This is a genomic window from Aeromonas sp. 602658, assembly GCF_049173005.1.
GTDB classification, from domain to species: domain Bacteria; phylum Pseudomonadota; class Gammaproteobacteria; order Enterobacterales; family Aeromonadaceae; genus Aeromonas; species Aeromonas veronii_A.
The window spans coordinates 105942-125058 of record NZ_JAAKRF010000008.1 but is presented as its reverse complement, the minus strand read 5'-3'; the positions used below and the strand labels follow the sequence as shown (position 1 = coordinate 125058).

Here is a 19117-nt window from a genome sequence, read left to right as displayed (position 1 = left end):
TGGTGGAGCTACGCGGGATCGAACCGCGGACCTCTTGCATGCCATGCAAGCGCTCTCCCAGCTGAGCTATAACCCCAACTCACCTCGGCGCCACCGAAGTTATCTCCGGCAACGGAGGCGCATGATAGGCATCACCCGCTTTGCTGTCAACCCTAAAATAACCGCGACTGATTCGTTTAGTCAAAATTGCAGCAGTTCGCTGTTTTTACCAGCAAGACGCGTGCTATCTCTCTGTTTTATGTCACAAATCGGCTCAAGCACCTATAAAGGAGAGGCCGTGCAGCGAGCCTCTTTCCCCTTGCAACGCCCCCGCTATCAGGCCTCTTTTGCTGGCCGATCATCAGCTTCTCCCCCGTCACCTCGGGAAAGCCTTTCCATAAAGGGCATTGCATTTGAAAACCCTTTCCATGATTTTTGTAAATTTACAACACAGAAAGTTGATCTGGCTCACAAATGACCATAGGATCAAACCGTGACCCACGTCACACACCATAACCATAAATGACAGAGCGATGAGGTAAACCATGTTTGAGAATCTGGCAGTCCTGTTCCACCTGCGCGGTGCAACCACCAAGAACGGCGTTGTAGAGAAAGATGCCTATGCCCCCTCCACCCGTGAATACTACTTCCGCTACGGCAAATAATTGCTGAAAGCCTTTCACGGAAAATGTAATAAAACAACAACACACATCATCACACAGCCCTTTCGAGGCGCTGTCCTGTCCGGGCCAGATGTTCCACGGCCAAACCTGAACTCCACCAAACAAGAATGGGGCCCGCAGGCCCCATCTTTTATTGCATCGGCTCATTGCAGGATCTCGGCCTGATCCAGGTATGACACCATGAAATCCCCTTGCCGGGAGCGCTGGCTTGGATAACACCAGCATCCGGGAAGCTGGCTATGATGCTTGCCATCCTTGTTCAACAGCCAAATGCCGTCGATTAGGTACTGCATGAAGGGACAGCATGACGACGGACAGAGATTTAAAAAGAGCAAGCGAAGTTGAGCAAGCCCTCATCCTGGCGATACCGACCCGCTGGCCTGTCTCGCCAACAGCGGGATGCTCGCCTCTTGGGCAACCTGAAAATATTCGGCCGCAGACTTTCCAGCAGTGTAATTACAACAGCGGAAAGGTTACCACGAATCAGGTTCACACCTTATCAGAGAGCAGTGCAGCCATCACTTGGGGAGAGCCTTCATGCCGGCACCACAAGTCGGCCTGACCGGATACAAGACAGAGCAGAAAAAGAGGGATTGGCAGAGCAACCAATGTTCAGCGCCGCGGGTTGCAAAAGCGGGGCATGACCAGCATGCCCCGCCACAACTCAAGCCTTATTTACAGCTGGCGGCCCCCACATCCTGCCAGACGTCGTGTTTGCCGGGCTCGTTGCCCTTGGTCCAGTATTGCGCTTTCCATTGACGGCCATTATGGGTGGTGATCTCGCCACCGTTGTAAGCTACATTGGCATCCCAACCCAGTTGCACCTTGCTCACCAGCAACCACTGATCCGCGGTACGGCTCGGTTCGTTGCCCTGAGTCCAGTACTTGGCCTGCCACACCAGCTGGTTGTGGCTCACCTTGTCACCGCCGTTGTAGACCTTGCTCGCCTGCCAGGCAGGCCAGTTGGCGGCATCCGGATCAGTGGCCGAGCAACCGCCACCACCGCTGACCGGCTTGACCGTCAGACGGGTGGCGGCACTGGCATCCAGCGCGCCGTCGGAGACGGTGAGGCTCAGGTCATAGGCGGTATCGCTGGTAACGTTCGGACCGGTGACCACCAGGGTGGCACTGTTCTGACCGCTGGCGGTGAGGCCGGCCGGTACCGTCCACTGATAGGTGAGCGGATCACCGTTCGGGTCAGATGCGGTCGCCTTGAGGGTCACCTGCTTGCCGGATTCCACGGAAGCGGTAGCCGGCAGGCTAACCAGTGGCGGCAGGTTGGGCTGCGGCGCCTTGTTGGTGACCACCACCTGATCGCGGGCGGTGAGGTTGTGGTCGTCGGTCACTGCCAGCTCGAACACCAGATTGATGTCGGCGGTCACCGCATCGAGTACAACCCGGGCCTTGGCCTGAGTGGCATCCAGCAAGGTGGCCTGCGGGCCGGAGACCTGCTTCCAGCTATAGGTGAGGGCGCCATTTTCCGGGTCGTGGGACGCGGAGCCGTTCAGCGTCACCTCGGTCGGGCCGGTGACACTCAGATCGCTGCCCGCGTTGGCCACCGGCGGCTTGTTGGCTGGCGGAGTGGTTCCCTCGCCGTGACCCAGACCCTCGTGCATGGCATTGAGGATGTCGCCGTTGTCGGCATCAATCTCCCAGGAGAAGAGGCCACCCAGCTTGTTGGCCAGCACATACTGCCCCTTGGCCTTGACCGAGCGGTCGTTGTCATAGGTGATGAGATCGCCGGTCGAAGCCTTGAACAGATAGGGAGCCTCGGCCACCTCGTCGTAGCTCTTCTCCCAGCCACTGCCCATACGGTTGTTGACGATGTCGCGGTAATCGACCACGCCATCCTCCCAGGTGCCTTTCACCTTGCCGGTCGCCTTGCCGGTGAAGGGGTTGTTGCCCTGATAGCCGCTCACGCCAGTCCAGCCACGGCCATACATGGCGGCACCAACCACCAGCTTGCCGGGGTCAACCCCCTGCGCCAGCATCAGGTTGACCGCCTTGTCGGTGGTGTACTTGGTGTTGGGATCCCAGCTCGCCGCGTAGAGGTTGGTCTGGTGACCCAGCTCGGTATTGCTCCATGCGCCGTTGTAGTCGTAGGTCATCATAAAGATGTGGCTCATGTACTGCTGGGCCGCGCGGTAATCGACATCTTCAATCTTGTCGTAACCGGCGCCGACAGCGGAGGTGAGCTCATACTTGCGACCAGTCTGCGACTCCAGCTCATCGAGCATGGCGCGCAGCTCCTTCATCAGGGTCACATAGGTTGCGCCATCGCTCGGGCTGCCCAGTTTCGGGTTGGCGCCCTGTCCACCCGGATATTCCCAGTCGATATCAACGCCATCGAAGAATTTCCAGGTCTGCAGGAACTCTTTGACTGAGGCGACGAAGGTATCGCGCTTGCTCTTGTCGCCGAGGAAGTAGAAGGGGTCGGAGAGGGTCCAGCCGCCGACGGAGGGGAGGATCTTGAGGTCAGGGTAAGCCTGTTTGAGCGCCATCAGGGCACCGAAGTTACCCTTGTAAGGCTCGTCATAGGCAGTCAGGCCACTTTGCGGCATCTGAACGGCGGCCCAAGGATCGTGGATCGCAACCTTGAAGTCGGCACGACCGGCACACGCACGTTGCAACGCCTGGAAGCTCCCTTCGATCTCCTTGAGGCTATCGTTGAGGCCATCCCCGCCACAGATGGGGGTGAAACCATAGAGGATATGGGTCAGGTTCTGGGCCGGGATCTTGTCCACTGTGAACTTGCGACCATAGACGCCCCACTCCACGTAGTAGGTACCGACCACCTTGCCGGACTTGTTGGCGTAGGGCTTGTTGTTCTCCTGCAACGCGGCCTTTAGCGGCGCCAGGTGGCTGCCATCGGTATCGGCGACCACGATCTCCTTGGCATCAGAGAGAGTACAGCCATCGGCATTGCAGAGGGCCACCTGCATCTGGTAGCGCCCACCTTTGTTCACCTTGAATTTGGCCGTGCCTGCAGCAGCAGAGGGGCCAGACCACACCTCCTTGCCATCAAGCAGCACCCCAGCAGTCTGGCCGACGTCACCGCTCCAGAGGTTCCAGCTCACCTCCACATCGGCGGCATCCTTGACCTTGACCAGATTGTTGTAGGAGGTTGCCGCCTGATCCACTTCAACAATGGCGAACTTGGTGGGACCCCAGCCGATGGTGGGCTTGCCCGGCGCGGCCGCATAAACGGCAGATGAGGCAAGCAGGGAGCCGACCATCATGGCCAGCGATGCGGGTTTTGGACTTAGCATATTGTTTTCCTTTACGTTATGGACAAACGAAAGGGCAACACATCACGACAGGCAACACAAACACGACTACCCCTTGGCAAAGGCAGCCAGCATAACACTGTGGTGGCCCCGCTATCCCAGCTCAACAACGCCTTTAGACCGGAGGCTTTGCGTCCCGACTTTTCAATCGGTTTGCCCTTGTCACAACTTTATTTTCGGCGATAACTAATCGCGAATTAACTCTATGGCAATTTATATAACTAAGCAAACAAGACCATTCCAAACCCGCTACTGACCGTACCTGACGCTGAGCCATGGCCTCATGATTCATCTTTAAAATACAAGGGAGCATTGGCCATTATTAATAGCTACCCAACTGATTAAGCTAAAAATTTCACTAAAACAAAATAAAGCGACAAAAGCTCAACACCTGTGGCACAACACAACAAGAGGTAGCCATACCTCACGGCAACAAGTGAATTAAAAGTCAATTTATTGCATACCAGTATCTTCCTCCCCCCACCCCTTCTTATTCAGACACCACAAACTTGTTTATCTGACCCCCAGAGCACAAACGTACAATCCGGCCAGAATGTAAGCAACTGGATAAACAGACATACGCAGTTGTTTATTTTTATTGGCATTTTTATATAATGCCCGCACGTCCCAGTGGCACAGCTGGATAGCGCGCGCCCCTCCTAAGGGCGAGGTCGCAGGTTCGAATCCTGCCTGGGACGCCACCCATCATCCCCTTTTCGCATTCACTCATCTCTTTGGCGATTAGTTCGACGTCCAGCAGCACTCAGCTTGCACCATCAAAATCCTCACCAAGTCACAAGCAATTGTATTCACGCAGCATTCGGCATCTATCCTCTCTCTGATAGACTGCTTCTTTTTGGCTGAGCCCTGCGGCAAAGCCAGCAGCTTCATCTTGCAAAGGAGTGTTGGATGTCCGGATGTTCCTGGTGGGATAGATCCACCGGTTTTGCCTTGCTGACCATTGTGCTGTGGGCCTCGCTGGCGGCGCTGACGTCACGGGTTACCAGCGTGTCACCGCTGGTACTGGTCGGGCTGGTGCTGTTTTTCTGCGGGGTCGGGGCCTTGCCGTTCTGGCGCCAGTGGCATGCTCGTCCGATTACCTGGCTGGTGACGGTTGCGGCATTGCTGCTCTACCATCTGCTGCTCTTTATGAGCTTTCGCCATGCCCCGGTGCTGGAGGCCAACCTCATCAACTACCTCTGGCCGCTCTGCATCATTCTGTTCACCCCGCTGTTGTTGCCCGGCCATCCACTCCATGCCAATCACCTGCTGGCTGGCGCCTTTGGTCTGGCGGGCTCCATGCTGGTGATGGTCAACGGCGAGCTGCAACTACAGCAGACCTATCTGCCGGGATACCTGTTGGCGCTCGGTGCAGCTGTCGTCTGGGGAGTCTACTCGGTATTATCACGCCGTCTGCCGCCAGCCCCCGCCGTGGTCACTGCGGCAGCCTGTCTGCCCGCGGGTTTGCTGGCGCTGCTGCTTGCCCGTCTGCTGGAGGGGCCCCTGCCACTCACGCAGATCCCCACCAGTGACTGGTGGCTGATCATCGGGCTGGCGCTGGGCCCCATGGGGGCGGCCTTTGTGACTTGGTATCTGGCACTGCGAGACGGCGATCCACGCCGGATCGGTGCCCTTGCCTACCTGACACCGCTGCTGAGTACCTTGCTGCTGGTGTTGCTCAATGGAGAAAGGCTGACCTCGCGCCATCTGCTGGCCGGTGCACTTATCATGGGCGGCGCCCTGCTCGGTATGCTGGGCCAACGCAACAGAGCACTGGCATCCCCAGCCAGTTAAGTCGGTAAAATAGGGCCACCTGACCATGCTGTCATAAAAACGCCATCATCCCTGTTTAGGCTCGGGCCACGCTCCCCCATGGTCTGTGCTGACAGGAATTACCCAGTGAAAATCGCCCATTACGCCACCCTCTCCTCCCTGGTTCTGTTACTGGTCGCGGGAGGACAGGCGCTGGCCCTCTACCACGGCTGGCAACAGCTTGCCCGCACCAATCAGGCCCAGCATCAGCACGAGACGCTGCAACAACTGGTGACGGTGACCCTGCAAAACAGCCTGCGTGACTACCTCAACAGCGGCGATCCACAGCAATTGACCGCGGCAGAGAAGATCCGCCAGCAAGCGATCTCCTCGCTGGCCGCTCAGGATGATGCCGTGGCGGCACCGCTCAGACAGCAACTCGAACAGATGGCGCAGCGCATCGCGCACGACTATCAGGCCGCAGGCAAGCTCTCGGGCAACAGCCAGCTGCTGCTGCAAAATGCGGAGAGTGAGCTGGGCAGCCAGGCTATGGCGCTGATCCGCTATGGGGAGCAAGGTGCCAGCACGGAACAATCTGCCGCAGCACAGCAATATCGCCGCGGTGCAACCGAGATCCTGTCGGGCCTGCCGCGCCTCGCCCATTTGCGCCAAAGCTATATGGAACAGGGCAATGAGAAGCTGCTCGAAGGGATCCGCTTCGAGCTGGAGGCACTGCAAAAACAGGCCCAAGCGCTGCAAGCCTTGCCGCTGCTCGGCCTGTATGAAGATGCGCCCGCCGATGAGTTCACCCTGGGGGAGCCGGTACGCAAGGAGCTGGGAGATCAACCGCGCAGCGAATTACGCTCGCTGCTGGGCCGCTATCCGCAGGAGCTGGCCAACAGCCGCACGGCGCTACAACAGCAACAGGCTGGCCGCCAGACCGTGCAGCAAGACATCATGGCCATGTTGCAAGCGACCAGACAGATGGGGGAACAACTTGCCCACGAGCGGCAAGCCGTCAATCAGGAGCTGGCCACCATCCTCGGCACGCTGGCGCTCTGTCTGGTGGTAGTCGCCCTGCTGTTTGCACTGGTGCAACGACGCTGGCTGCTCGCTCCCTTGTTGCGACTGCGCGGAGCCTTTCTGCAGCTCGATCAGACTGGGCAGGCCGAGCCGTTATCTGCCGGGCGTGATCGCAACGAGCTGGCCGATATCGTTGCCAGCTACAATCGGCTGATCGGTCGCCTGCAGCAGGATCAACAACAGAAAGAGGGGCAGCTGTCTGCGGTATCCCTCAGTCTGAAAGGAATGGTCAGCCAGGTTGACGAGATCCACCACAGCACCCGCACCACCGAGCTGGTAGTCGACGAGAGCGGTCAGATGATGGATGAGCTGAACCAGCTGGCCGGAGAGGTCCATCAGGTCGCCGCCGACATCGCCCGGCATGCCCACCATAACGAACAGGCGATGAGCCAGAGCGAAGATCTGGTGGGCAGCATGCTGCACGCTACTCGTCAGACCGGGCTGGCAATTGACGAGAGCGATGAGGCGCTGGAAGCCCTCACCCGCTCGGTTGCCGATGTGACGGACATTGTCGATGTCATCAGTCATATCGCCCAGCAGACCAACTTGCTGGCCCTCAACGCCGCCATCGAAGCGGCCCGTGCAGGGGAACAGGGGCGCGGCTTTGCCGTGGTCGCCGATGAGGTGCGCCACCTCTCGGCCAATACCCAGCAATCCCTCAACCAGATCACCGAGATTCTGCGGCGTCTGACCCAATCTGGTGAACAGCTTGGCACCGTGCTGAACCGGATCACCAGCGAGTCAAGCCGCCAACGGGCACAAGCCGAGCAGTTGCGCCAGACCACCCAGGCGGTGCGGGAGATCGCCCGCAACACCGCAGTGATCGCCCTGCAGGGCGCCGACAATGCCAAAAGTCAGGAGCACAAGCTGGCCAGTTTTGCCGATCTGATCGCCCGTATTCGTCAGCAGGCCTGTCAGGTAAGCCAACTCTCGGTGCAGGTCTCGTCCCATATCCACCATCAGGCGCAACAGATCCCCCGCATCCTCGGCCAGCAAGGCTGACCCTATTCGCCCCACATCCCCACCAATTCACTTTCCCTCGACCAGAGGGAAAGTTTTTTTGTAGCACAAAATTATATGTTGCCTGCAGGTTAACAGCTTCCCTTCCCCCGTATCTGATGAAAACCCGCACCGGCGCTGGCCACACCTCCAAGAAAACGCTCTCATTACCGTGATACCGGCCATGAGGCTGTTTACGACCTTGCCCATGATTATTTGCACTCGGTCATACTTTTGAAACGTTGAGGGAACTTTTCATTGATATTTCGCACCGCGAACGTACTCTTGGAGTTGTCCGATAGCCAAGAATCGGAACAAAAAAACAACATGTGATGATCAGGACTGCCAACTACAGATGTGCCAAGACATCCGGGTTTGCAGATAACCAAGAGAAGATTTTTTGCCCTTCGGGGTTTTGATTGCAATGCCAATACCGAGCGGTAGGCCCGATGCCAGCTGCCGGAAAAAAGCTAAGTCCATAAAATCAGGAGCAATAAAAATGGAAAAAGTGATCTTCAAGCGCGCCGCTTTGAGTGCCGCTGTGGTAGCCGCTCTGGTCGCCCCCGGCATGGCGTTGGCAGCCCAGGATATGATGAGCCCGGAATACGGCCAGTCCTATGAAACCTTCGTTAAAGACTCCAAACTGACCGGCGGTCTGTTCTACTTCCAGCGTGATCGTCAGCGCATCGATGGTGACCCGACTGCCGCCAAGAAAGAAGGCAAATACCAGTCCAACCTGAGCCATTCCACCGTCCAGGCCGCTCTCAACTTCAACTCCGGTTATGCCTGGGACACTGTTGGTCTGGATCTGGGCGGCTTCGGTGCCTATGACCTGGCCGTTACCGAAAACCATCCGGTCAACCAGGAGAACGAATTCTCCTTCGCAGGCAACTCCTGGGGCAACAACTACAAAGATGGCTCTCCCGAGGGTGGCTTCAGCCTCTCCAACGCAGCTCTGAAGCTGAAATTCCTGGACGGCGGTGTGACTGCCAAGGGTGGTTACACCCAGCTGTATGTCCCTGGCCAAATCGGTGTTAACTGGTCCTATCAGCCGGGCACCTATCGTGGTGGTCAAGTCGAAGGCAACTTTGGCGGTCTCTACCTGACCTACGCCATCGCTGACGAGTACAAGGCCCCCTGGTACAAAGAGACTCAGGTCTTCTCTCGCGCCAAAGCGTGGATGGATCCGTTCGCTGATGAAAACGTCATCGACTATATCCACGGTATCGCGGCTCGTTACACCTTTGAAAATGGCACTGCCGTGACCGGTTCTTTCGGTCAGTCCGAAGGCTACATGGACAGCTACCACTTCAAACTGGCTCACAAGTTTGACGTACTGGGCGGCCTCGCCACCAGCTACCAGTTCTACGGTTCCGAGACCGAGACCTACACCAAGGGCGGCTCCCAGATTGAAACTTACGACGGCCTGGCATGGCAACAAGCACTGACCGCTGCCTGGAACTACGCCCAATACGGCTTCCGTCTGGAAGGTCTGTGGACCAAGGCTGAAGGTGCGGAAGGCAACTACCTGCCCCGTCTGACCCGTGGCTACGCCAACTCCCAGGGCGCCAACGAAATTTGGTGGGATTCCCGCTCTGACTGGAACGCCAACAACGAAAAAGCACTGTTCTTCGGCGTGACCCGTTCTCTGGATGATCTGGTTGGTGCGCCGGGCTGGGCTGTCGGTGTATCCGGCGCCTACGGTTGGGATATCGAAAATGGCCAAGGCAAGAAAGCAGCCAACGGCGAGGATACCGAGTGGGCCGTCAACTTCGATGTCAGCTATACCGTGCAGGATGGCAAGCTGAAAGGCACCCTGTTCAAACTGCACTACACCGACTACAACAACGACATCAGCCAGGGCGGCGGTTGGACCGATTACCCCAACATCTTCGCCTCCGAGCACGACGTCAAGTTCCACATCATCATGCCGCTTACCTTCATGTAATCAGGCAATACGATGTCAGCAAACCGGGCCACTTGGCCCGGTTTTCTTTTTTCCGGTTGGCAGGCTAACATGCGAGCCGGATAAGGGTTTTATCCACTCACCAGCACGCTTTTGTCAGCAGTCACAAGGACGCCATCATGCCCCGTTTTGTTTTGATCACCGGTTGTTCCAGCGGTATTGGCCTCGCCGCCGCACAGGCGCTCGGGCAGCACGGTTTTACCGTGATCGCCTCGGCGCGCAAGGCGGAAGATGTGGCCCGTCTGCAGCAACAGGGATTGCTGGCAGTACAGCTGGATCTGGCGGATTCTGCCTCCATCGAGCTGGGTGCCAGTGCGGCGCTCCATCTGGCAGGCGGGCGCCTCTATGGCCTGTTCAACAATGGCGCTTATGGCCAACCCGGGGCGCTGGAAGATCTGCCCACCGAAGCGCTCAGGGAGCAGTTCAATACCAACCTGTTTGGCTGGCACCATCTGATCCGTCAGGTGCTGCCGCCGATGCTGGAGGCCAAAGAGGGACGGATAGTGCAGAACAGCTCGGTTCTGGGACTGGTTGCCATGAAGTATCGCGGCGCCTACAACGCCAGCAAATTTGCGCTGGAAGGTTATAGCGACACTCTGCGCCTCGAACTGGCGGGTAGTGGGGTACATATCAGCCTGATTGAACCGGGCCCCATCGATACCCGTTTTCGTGCCAATGCCCGCAGCGCCTTCTTGCGCCACATCGATCCGGCCCAGAGCCGTCATCAGTTGGCCTATCGCCAGACCCTGACACGGCTGGAAAAAGAGGGAGCAACCAGCGGCTTTACCCTCTCCAGCGAAGCCTGCATCCCGCCGCTGCTCCATGCGCTGACCCACGCCCATCCCAAAGCGCGCTATCCGGTGACCACTCCGACCCGGCTGTTTGCCTTCCTGCGACGGGTATTGCCCACTCGCTGGCTCGATAAACTGCTGGCAAAATCGGCCTGATCCTGTGATTGGCGACCAAGTACCCGGTCGCCCAAGTGGCGTTAGCCGGGTAGCAGCGTCACCCGTCCCGCCAACCTGGTTTGTTCCTCTCTTCAATAGTGCTCGCCATTAATAGTGCTCGCCATTGCTGTAGTAGGCACTCTTGACCAGAGGGATCACCTGCACCACCACATAGATCTGCTCCCCCAGCACCCGTTTCAAATGGCGCGTGATAAGGCGCGCGGCGGCGTCCTGCATCTCTTGTGGCCGCTCGAACCAGTGCAGCTCAACAAACGGAAAACCCGTCTCTGGCTCGCCGTTGCGGATCCAGCAGCTCTCCACCCGCTCCATGGTGACAAACTCCGGCTTGCCGCCGGTCAGCTCGCAAAGCTCGGCCAGCAGCGGGCCGCTCAACTGTTGCAGGGTATCGAGCGTCACGGCGCGAAAACGAAGATGGGGCATGGCAAACCTCTTGGTTATCTGAAATGAGGACTTATCATAGGAGTTATTGTCAGCAAGAGAAGTCACCCGGCGCACATTAAGGATCCCCATGAGATTTCATCGCACCCTCTTTGCCTTCCTGCTCTGCCTGCTGCTACCGCTGCACGCCTTTGCCGATCCCGCGTTCTATCGGGTGAGCAAGGGCAACCAGCAACACTGGCTGCTGGGCTCCATCCATGCGGGCAAGCCAGCCCTCTATCCTCTGCCCGAGCCGGTGGAGCGTGCCTGGCTGCAGAGTCGCGCACTGGTGATGGAGGTGGACATGAACAGCATCACGCAGGATCAGTGGCAACAGACCGGCTCCCTCACCCGACTGGTGGATGGCAAGCCGCTCAAGGATCATCTGCCTGCCGAGCTCTATCAACGCACCCTGATGGCGGGGGCCCGCTATGGCATCGACGAAGCTACCCTCTCTACCCTGCGCCCCTGGTTTGCCGCCATTACCCTGACCCAGGCCGCCATGGCCCGCTCCGACTTCAAGAGTGAACTCGGGATAGACCAGCACTTTGCCGTCCGGGCCGCCAAAGAGGGCAAACCGGTAGTGGGTTTTGAAACCCTGCTGGAGCAGCTCGGTTATCTGGCCAGCGTGGGTGACAACCAGACCCTGATGCTCGCCAGCACCCTGGATGAGCTGCCGATGCTGGAGACAGGTTTCGCCGCCGTGATGAAGGCGTGGCAGCAGGGGGATGAGGCGACGCTGATCAATCTGCTCAAGGAGGAGATGGCCCCGCCCGCGCTACAGAGCTGGATGGAGCAGACCCTGCTGGCCGAGCGCAACCATAACTGGCTGAAGAAATGGTCCACCCTGCCCAACGAGAGCTTTATCGTGGTAGGCGCCCTGCACCTTTATGGCGAGCAGGGGTTGCTGGCGTTGCTGGAGCAGCAAGGGTGGCGCATTACCCCGCTCACCACACCGGGTCCGGTGCAGGCTCGGTCGCAAGGAGTCCAGTGAGAACTATCACAGATCGCGCTGGTTATTAAACAACCTGCAAGGGAGTTGATCGGGATCATCCCGGACAGGGCAAAGAGGTATTTATCATGCCTGTCATCAACCGGGTGACAGGAGCAATAAAATGGACTTTTGGCTGGACCTGATGTTTGGCAACAGCGTGGGATTGATGTCGATGCTGGTGATTATCGGCACCTTCTTGCTGATCAGCTCTTACGCGGCCTACTTCATCTACAAGGTGATGCACTCGCAACCGCCTCATTCACAGCAACCCCATTCTCAACAGCCCAAAGAGGGCAAGTAATCCTCTGACCACAGGCGGCAGTTCACACTGACCGCCTGTGCTGTTTTATGGTTCGCGACTGTGATTCCCGGTCCAGGATGCACCAGTGTCCATGCCGGGTGCCCCTTATCCCCTCCCCCTTTCCCCGTTTTCTGTGCCGGTTGCGACCGTTATAATGACCCCCACTTTTTCTTATGGGGAGCCTGCCGTGTCTCATAACGACGAACTCTCGCTATTTATGAATGAAGTGGCCGACGTGCGGCCCATTCGCAGCGACAACATCCATCCCCAGGCGGCCAAATCCGCCCCGACCGAGGCGCAGCTCGCTCGCCGTCAGGCTGCCACCGCCGAGCAACTCGCCCTCGACCACCTCACCATGGAGGCCATCGAGATGCGCGATCCGCACGAAATCGTCGGTTTCAAGCGCGATGGGGTGCAGGAGGGGGTCTACAAGAAGCTGCGGCTCGGCAAATACGAGCTGCAGGCCAGCCTGGACTTGCACCAGAAAACCCTCAACGAAGCGCGCCAGACGCTGGTGCAGTTCATTACGGATTGTGAAGTCCGGGATATCCGCTGCCTGCTGATCCTGCACGGCAAGGGGGAGCGCAGCACCCCGCGTGCCCTGCTGAAAAGCTATGTCAGCGCCTGGTTGCCGCAACTGCCCGCCGTCATGGCGATCCACAGTGCCGAGCGTCGCCACGGCGGCAGCGGTGCTCTATACGTGCTGCTGCGTAAAAGCGAACGCAAAAAAGCGGAAAACCGCGAACGGCACCAGAAGCGGCTCGGCTAATCCGCGTTTCGCCCCCACGCCTTTGGCCCGCCTGCATGAAGGTGGTCAACTATACAGCGGCGGTGTTAGCATCGAACGGCCCCGAGCATGCCAGGTACGGGGCGGCATACCATCAGGGACGATAACAAGGACAATCCCATGTCATATCAAAAGCTTGAACAACATCAGCAGCAGATCCACCGCTTTAGCCACCTCGCCGCCATCTGCGGCTGGGATCAGGCGGCCATGATGCCGGAAGGGGGCAACGATGCTCGCGCCGAAGCGATGGCCGAACTCGGTCTGCTGATCCACCAGAAGCGCACTGCTCCCGAGCTGGGCGACTGGATTGCCAAGGCCGAGAGTGAGACGCTGGATGAAGTGCAACGGGCCAACCTCGGCGAGATCAAGCGCCAGTGGCAAGATGCCAGCCTGCTGCCCGGTGAGCTGGTCGAAGCGCTGTCGCTGGCTGGCAGCAAGTGCGAACACGCCTGGCGCAGCCAGCGCAAGCAAAACGACTGGGCCGGTTTTGCCCCCAATCTCGAGGAGGTGGTGAAACTCTCCCGTGACGTGGCGCAGCTGCGGGCCGATGCGCTTGGCGTGCGCCCCTACGACGCCATGCTGGCCCTCTATGAGCCGGGCATGACCAGCGCACGGCTCGATCAGATCTTCGGCGATCTCGCCAACTGGCTGCCGGCTCTTATCCAGACCGTGAGTGAACAGCAGAAGGGCGATGCCCTGCTGCTGCCACAAGGCCCCTTCCCCATACCGACCCAGCAAGCGCTCGGTCAGGAGGTAATGGGGCTGCTCGGCTTTGATTTCGCCCACGGCCGGCTCGATGTGAGCAGTCACCCCTTCTGTGGCGGCGTGCCGACCGATGTGCGGATCACCACCCGCTATAACGAGCAGGAGTTTGTCTCCAGCCTGATGGGCATAGTGCACGAGACCGGCCACGCCCGTTACGAACAGGGGCTGCCGCGCCATCTGCTGGGTCAGCCGGTGGCCGAAGCGCGCTCCATGGCGATCCACGAGAGCCAGAGCCTGTTTTGCGAGATGCAGCTGGGGCATCATCCCGCCTTCCTCGCGCTGCTGGCACCACGCATTCGTCACCACTTCGGCGAGCAGGCGGCATTTGCACCGAACAATCTGGCCAAGCTCTACAGCCGGGTCGAGCCGGGCTTTATCCGGGTCGATGCGGACGAGGTGACCTATCCGGCCCACGTTATCCTGCGCTACGAGCTGGAGCGCGATCTGGTGGAAGGGAAGATCGAGGTGACCGACATCCCCGAGCTGTGGGACGCCAAGATGCAGCAGTGGCTGGGACTCTCCACCAAGGGCAACTACCGCAATGGCTGCATGCAAGATATTCACTGGACCGACGGCTCGTTCGGCTACTTCCCGAGCTACACCCTGGGCGCCATGTATGCCGCCCAGCTGCGTTTTGCCCTCGAAAAAGAGCTGGGCAGCATGGGGGAAGTGATCGCAGCGGGCCGCTTGCCGGAGATCTTCGGCTGGCTCGGGCGCAACATCTGGTCACAGGGGAGCCTGCACAGCACCGACGAGCTGGTGCGCCGCGCCACCGGTGAAGCGCTCAACCCGCACTGGCTTCGCCAGCATCTGGAACAGCGCTACCTGAAGTAATGAGCGCAGTAAGCTAACAGCAGAACGGGGCCCTTTTTAGTTGACCACTACAGGGCCCCGTTTTTATGGCTGTACATGGCACAGCACGCCCCACCACCATGCTGTAAAAAGAGAGGATTCAGAGAGGATCAGGGGAACCCAGCAACTCGCGCAGTTGCAGGATATTGCCCTCAGGGTCGAAGGCGTTGCGCACCACAAAGCCGGGCCCCGTCCACTGCTGTGGCAGCAGGCCGCCGCCGAGATCCGCCGCCTTCGCTTCTGCCCAGGCGAGGCTGGCGACGGTGAAGAACAGCTTGATGGCCCCCTCTTCCCGCAACTCCGGGGGCCTTTTGATAACGACTTGCTCGGCATAAGGTTCGGGAATGGCATGGATCAGCAGCTGGATATCGCTGTTTTCCAGCACCACCAGCTGCTCATCCTGACTGCAGACCACCATCTGCAGCAGAGTACGGTAAAAGTGGGTCAGCAGGCCCGGATCCTTGGCATAGATCAGGGCACCGGCACGAGCTGGGCCTGGCATGGAGCACTCCTCAACAGTGAACGACTTGGTGGACAGATCTCCACCTTCTCACAGTTGCGCGCCCCATTCGATCCTTTTTAGCGGCTCGCCAGCCTCACTGCACAAAGTGCCACTGCCGCAGTGCCAACGTCGGTGGCGGCCCCTGATCGTCCCCCAGATCTGCCATGCCCAGCGCCTCGTCATAGTGCACACCGCCCGCACCGCTCTCGGTCAGGTGCTTGGCACGCACCGCCCCGTACAGACCGCCACTTCCGCTGATCTTCATCTCGGTGAGCGGGGCATAGAGAGCGGCATAGAGCGGCGTATTGCCCGACAGCTTGACCCCATCCTTGCCGCTATACGCGGAATAGATGGAGATAGCGGGCGTACCGCCAGCGGTCAGCCCCTGTTTGGCTGCCGTCACCTCGGCACCGGCCCCAAGATCGACCTTGCCGCTGACGATCAGGGTCAGGCTGCTCCCCTCGCTCACCGTCAACTTGTTGCTGCCTGTCATGGTGAAATCCTTGTCGATCAGCAGCACCACATCCCCCTTGATGGTGAGCTTGGCATCGGCCCCCATATTGAGGCTGTCGAGCTTGTAAATAGTCTGTTCCTTGCCAAACAGCTCCCCTTTGCCGGGGAACGGTAGCCCGGGCTTGTGCTGGTTGCTGCTGGTTACCGAGCCGGTGGAGGGATCCGTGGTCAGCACCATCTGCTGGGTGGCCCCGAGCGTCAGCGGGCCATTGATGGGCAGCGTTGCAGGGGGGAACGATTTGGGCAACGCGGCCACATTGAGCGGGTCACACACCTGCCCGGCCACAGGCGGTAGCTTGGGATGAGTTCGGTATTGGGGATCCAGATACTTCTGATGCTTGGCATCAAGGAATGCCCCGTTCCCACCATAGTTCAACTTGTCGTCAGCAATGCTTGTGCCATGACCCATAGAAACATCACCATTGATCGCAACAGCTCCGGCAATATGCCCCCCTTGCAAGGCAAAATTTCCACTCCCGTTTACGCTGCCCTCAACCCTGACCACCCCATCAGAGGGAGAAATGGTGATGTCGCCACCAGCAAGTACATTACCCGCAACAGGTGAAGAACCGTTCAAGGTCACCGAGCCGGTCGCCCGCACATCACCCCAGATGGGGGAGTGCCCGGCGAGCACCACATTGGCCTTGTCGCTGACGGTCGCCACCTTGGCGTTCTGCCCCTGATTAAGAGTCCCGGAAACAGACTCCTTGTACGCCCCCTTGCGCGAATCGTAGCTGTCGATAAAACCGCTCCCAGAGAGGCTCAACCCTTCACACGCCACCACCGAATCCTGAAAGATGAGATTGCCCGGCTCGCGCTTGAGGGCAAACAGGGCGTTGAGGCTGGCATTGCCCTCCAGATAACGGCCATGGCTCTGCAACGCCAACTTGCTGCCTGTAGAGGCATCCAGCTGATCGATGCGAAAGCGGCTGCCCGCCATGGCCCCTTCCCCCTTGCCAGGCACCTTCTGCACCAGTTGATCCCACTCTATCCGTGGTTCGGCGCCGAGCGCCTGATGCAGGGCGCGATAACTGTCGTTCATCCCCTGCTCGGCACTGAGCTGCGCATTGATCTTCTTGTGAAAATTGCCGCTCAGGCGGGTTTGCAGCTGATTCTCCTGAATGCTGGTAAACACCAGCAGGCTCGACAGCAGGCTCACCACCAGCACCACCAGCAATACGGCTCCCCGCTGCCCCTGCAATCCCTTGTTCATCCTGCTCCTCCTGCACCGGATGTGGCCAGTGCTGCCGCCCAGACCGCCTTGCGGCGTGCCACCTGCACCTCGACCCCCGGCGCCAGATAGCTGGGCAGCCCTTCGGGCAAGATGCGGATATTGACCAACGCACCCTGCTGGCCGAATTCAAGATCCTGAAGATGGGCCAGCAACAGACGCGGGCCATCCCCGTCATCGCAACTGAGTACCGGCGGCGTGAAGCGGTACTGCTCGGTAAAATCGGCGGTTTTCTGGTTGCCAAGGCAGGAGAGCACCTGACTGCCCCCTTCCACCTTGAACGCCAGCGTCAGGCGATCAGGGGTGACCGCTATCAGCTGATCCGCCTGCTTGATGCTGTTGGTAAAGGTGAGAGTGGCAAAGCGCAGCACCTCGTTCGCCTGCTCCAACGCCTTGCTCTGCTCGACCGTGCTCTTGATGGGCACGTAACCGGCAAAAATCGCCAGCATCAGCATCAGACCGAGCACCATGGAGATCATCAGCTCGACGAGACTGACACCTCGCTGTCGGAAGGGAACGTTCAGCATAGTGGTGGAAATCCTGCGTTCAGCTCCACCCGCTTGGCGCCGGAGACCCGCTCATCCTGCCACTCGATAGCGACCACAAAGTTGTCGCTATAACGGTTCGGTAGCACCAGCCGGTGGCCCTCGAGCAGGGTGAAGCGGGCAAGAAAATCGCCCTGGGTGAACCGCTCCGGCTTGCGCTGCACTTCGCACAGCGAACCCCAGATCTGCTCCACGCTGTTGCTCGCCTCGATCGTGGCCAGGGTGCTCTGCAGGCTATAGTGCGCCTGCTGCAACGAGACCACCTGCCCCTTGGCGAGACCAAGAAACACCATCACCGCCAACACCATGGAGACCATGATCTCCACCAGATTGAACCCCTGCTGACGGGCAAGTGCGGCGTGTCTCATGAGCAGCTCCCTTGCAGCAGCTGACCGCTCGGGGCCACGCAGAGTACACGCTGCTCACCGAGGCGATTGGCCAGAGTGATCTCGGCGTGGCTGCTGCTGCCGGTTGGCGCGATCCGGATCGGCTCAAACGGTTTGATCACCACTCCGCCAGCAGGTGCTGCCGCCTGACGCAGCAACTTGCTGTCAGCCATCACCTCCCAGCCACCGTTCTCGGTGCCCTGCAGTACCACCGGCAGGGTCAGCTTGACCGCTTCGCTGCGGGCAAAGCGGTAGGCTGACGCGAGCTCGGTCGCACTGCGATCGAGTCGTTCGGCCGCGAGGCGCTGACTCATGGAGGGCAACCCGACTAGCAGCAAAATAGCGGCGATGCCGACCGTGATCATCAACTCAATCAGAGTAAATCCGCGCACGTTCATCTTATGATCCCCAGCAGTCATGGCGATTGGCCGCGCGATAACCGGTCTGATCTAGGGTCAGAGTGCCGCACTCATCCTGTTGTCGCGTCGTTGGAATGGCTTTGAGCAGGTAGTCGCCAGCATCTTGCTGGCTGTAGCTGAACTGGTAGAAATCCGTGTTGGAAGGAGTGGCAAACGTGTCGGGATAACGGCCCTGTTGGGTATAGATACGTTCGAGGGCGAGCGCCTGATCCAGCAGTTGCTGCTGCGCTTCGTAACGGCGTCCCTGTTGCAGATAACCCTGATACGCTGGCAACGCGATGGCTGCGAGAATGCTGACAACCGTCATGGCGATCAACAACTCGATCAGACTAAAGCCCCGGCAATGGGGCCATGCCTTACAGTCGTTCACTTATCATCCTTGGCAAGTGTTGTTGTTATTGGCCGGCCCTGGGCCGCAAATGCGATGACTTAATAATCATCAAAAATTAACTGACTCGATTGAACAACACAAAATCGCCACACTCAATGTAAAAAAGATAATTATGTGATCTGTTATTAATTTTTAAGCAGTTTTCGCCGCCACTAATCTCGCTAAGCAAATAAAGCTAGGCCAATCGTGCCGACGACCCGTCCGTTATGACCCCTTCTGCCGAGCCGCGATACAGGAATAACAGCGTGACGAAGAGTGAAACCCGGCCGTGCAACGAAAGAGTAAAAAAACCTTTCA

General features: G+C 58.9%; 17 protein-coding genes, 2 tRNA genes and 1 riboswitch. Of the genes, 10 read left to right on the top strand and 9 right to left on the bottom strand.

Features of this window, described 5'->3' with window-relative positions:
• A tRNA-Ala gene (locus G5253_RS09100) sits at window positions 1–76 on the bottom strand.
• Between the two features lie 45 nt (window positions 77–121).
• On the opposite strand from G5253_RS09100, the gene G5253_RS09095 reads away from it, so the two are divergent.
• Complete coding sequence (locus G5253_RS09095) at window positions 122–457, top strand: hypothetical protein (protein ID WP_266134150.1); 336 nt, start codon at window positions 122–124, stop codon at window positions 455–457.
• Between the two features lie 876 nt (window positions 458–1333).
• Here the strand turns inward: G5253_RS09095 and G5253_RS09090 are convergent.
• A complete protein-coding gene (locus tag G5253_RS09090; protein WP_266134151.1) occupies window positions 1334–3931 on the bottom strand; it encodes a glycosyl hydrolase family 18 protein in 2598 nt (865 codons plus the stop codon).
• Between the two features lie 98 nt (window positions 3932–4029).
• Window positions 4030–4117, bottom strand: a riboswitch (cyclic di-GMP riboswitch).
• Between the two features lie 456 nt (window positions 4118–4573).
• Between G5253_RS09090 and G5253_RS09085 the strand changes: the two genes are divergently transcribed.
• The 5 genes from G5253_RS09085 to G5253_RS09065 all read left to right on the top strand — a co-directional run bounded on the left by G5253_RS09085 (window position 4574) and on the right by G5253_RS09065 (window position 10696).
• Window positions 4574–4650, top strand: a tRNA-Arg gene (locus tag G5253_RS09085).
• 208 nt (window positions 4651–4858) lie between these two features.
• Window positions 4859–5743 (top strand): DMT family transporter, encoded by an 885-nt coding sequence (locus tag G5253_RS09080; RefSeq protein WP_266134152.1) that lies wholly within the window; start codon window positions 4859–4861, stop codon window positions 5741–5743.
• A gap of 105 nt (window positions 5744–5848) precedes the next feature.
• The gene (locus tag G5253_RS09075; protein WP_266134153.1) at window positions 5849–7786 is read left to right on the top strand and encodes a methyl-accepting chemotaxis protein; all 1938 of its coding nucleotides are present in this window, start codon (window positions 5849–5851) and stop codon (window positions 7784–7786) included.
• Between the two features lie 496 nt (window positions 7787–8282).
• A complete protein-coding gene (locus G5253_RS09070) occupies window positions 8283–9731 on the top strand; it encodes an OprD family outer membrane porin (RefSeq protein ID WP_204481162.1) in 1449 nt (482 codons plus the stop codon).
• Between the two features lie 137 nt (window positions 9732–9868).
• Entirely contained in the window at window positions 9869–10696 is an 828-nt protein-coding gene (locus G5253_RS09065; RefSeq protein WP_266134154.1) for an SDR family oxidoreductase, read from the top strand.
• Window positions 10697–10804: 108 nt separating this feature from the next.
• On the opposite strand, the gene G5253_RS09060 is transcribed toward G5253_RS09065, so the two are convergent.
• Window positions 10805–11137 carry a DUF1904 family protein gene (locus tag G5253_RS09060; protein WP_266134155.1) on the bottom strand — a complete coding sequence of 111 codons (333 nt, stop codon included), beginning with the start codon at window positions 11135–11137 and terminating at the stop codon, window positions 10805–10807.
• Window positions 11138–11225: 88 nt separating this feature from the next.
• On the opposite strand from G5253_RS09060, the gene G5253_RS09055 reads away from it, so the two are divergent.
• From G5253_RS09055 to G5253_RS09040, 4 genes are all read left to right on the top strand, one after another.
• Window positions 11226–12128 (top strand): TraB/GumN family protein, encoded by a 903-nt coding sequence (locus tag G5253_RS09055; RefSeq protein WP_266134156.1) that lies wholly within the window; start codon window positions 11226–11228, stop codon window positions 12126–12128.
• A gap of 121 nt (window positions 12129–12249) precedes the next feature.
• Window positions 12250–12429 (top strand): DUF3149 domain-containing protein, encoded by a 180-nt coding sequence (locus tag G5253_RS09050; protein ID WP_005338733.1) that lies wholly within the window; start codon window positions 12250–12252, stop codon window positions 12427–12429.
• A gap of 187 nt (window positions 12430–12616) precedes the next feature.
• The gene (gene smrA / locus G5253_RS09045; RefSeq protein ID WP_266134157.1) at window positions 12617–13198 is read left to right on the top strand and encodes a DNA endonuclease SmrA; all 582 of its coding nucleotides are present in this window, start codon (window positions 12617–12619) and stop codon (window positions 13196–13198) included.
• Between the two features lie 138 nt (window positions 13199–13336).
• A complete protein-coding gene (locus G5253_RS09040) occupies window positions 13337–14815 on the top strand; it encodes a carboxypeptidase M32 (RefSeq protein ID WP_266134158.1) in 1479 nt (492 codons plus the stop codon).
• A 118-nt stretch (window positions 14816–14933) separates the two neighbouring features.
• Here G5253_RS09040 and G5253_RS09035 read toward each other — a convergent pair whose 3' ends face one another.
• The 6 genes from G5253_RS09035 to G5253_RS09010 form a co-directional block, all read right to left on the bottom strand.
• Window positions 14934–15335 (bottom strand): VOC family protein, encoded by a 402-nt coding sequence (locus G5253_RS09035; RefSeq protein ID WP_182962982.1) that lies wholly within the window; start codon window positions 15333–15335, stop codon window positions 14934–14936.
• Between the two features lie 94 nt (window positions 15336–15429).
• The gene (locus G5253_RS09030) at window positions 15430–17061 is read right to left on the bottom strand and encodes a DUF7305 domain-containing protein (protein WP_266134159.1); all 1632 of its coding nucleotides are present in this window, start codon (window positions 17059–17061) and stop codon (window positions 15430–15432) included.
• Window positions 17058–17606: a PilW family protein gene (locus tag G5253_RS09025; RefSeq protein WP_042656732.1), complete on the bottom strand. Its 549-nt coding sequence runs from the start codon at window positions 17604–17606 to the stop codon at window positions 17058–17060. The genes G5253_RS09030 and G5253_RS09025 overlap by 4 nt, the downstream gene beginning before the upstream one ends.
• Window positions 17600–17992 carry a type IV pilus modification PilV family protein gene (locus tag G5253_RS09020; RefSeq protein ID WP_042656731.1) on the bottom strand — a complete coding sequence of 131 codons (393 nt, stop codon included), beginning with the start codon at window positions 17990–17992 and terminating at the stop codon, window positions 17600–17602. The genes G5253_RS09025 and G5253_RS09020 overlap by 7 nt, the downstream gene beginning before the upstream one ends.
• Window positions 17989–18408: a GspH/FimT family pseudopilin gene (locus tag G5253_RS09015; RefSeq protein WP_042656730.1), complete on the bottom strand. Its 420-nt coding sequence runs from the start codon at window positions 18406–18408 to the stop codon at window positions 17989–17991. The genes G5253_RS09020 and G5253_RS09015 overlap by 4 nt, the downstream gene beginning before the upstream one ends.
• A gap of 1 nt (window position 18409) precedes the next feature.
• The gene (locus G5253_RS09010; RefSeq protein WP_266134160.1) at window positions 18410–18799 is read right to left on the bottom strand and encodes a type IV pilin protein; all 390 of its coding nucleotides are present in this window, start codon (window positions 18797–18799) and stop codon (window positions 18410–18412) included.
• Between the last annotated feature and the right edge of the window lie 318 nt (window positions 18800–19117).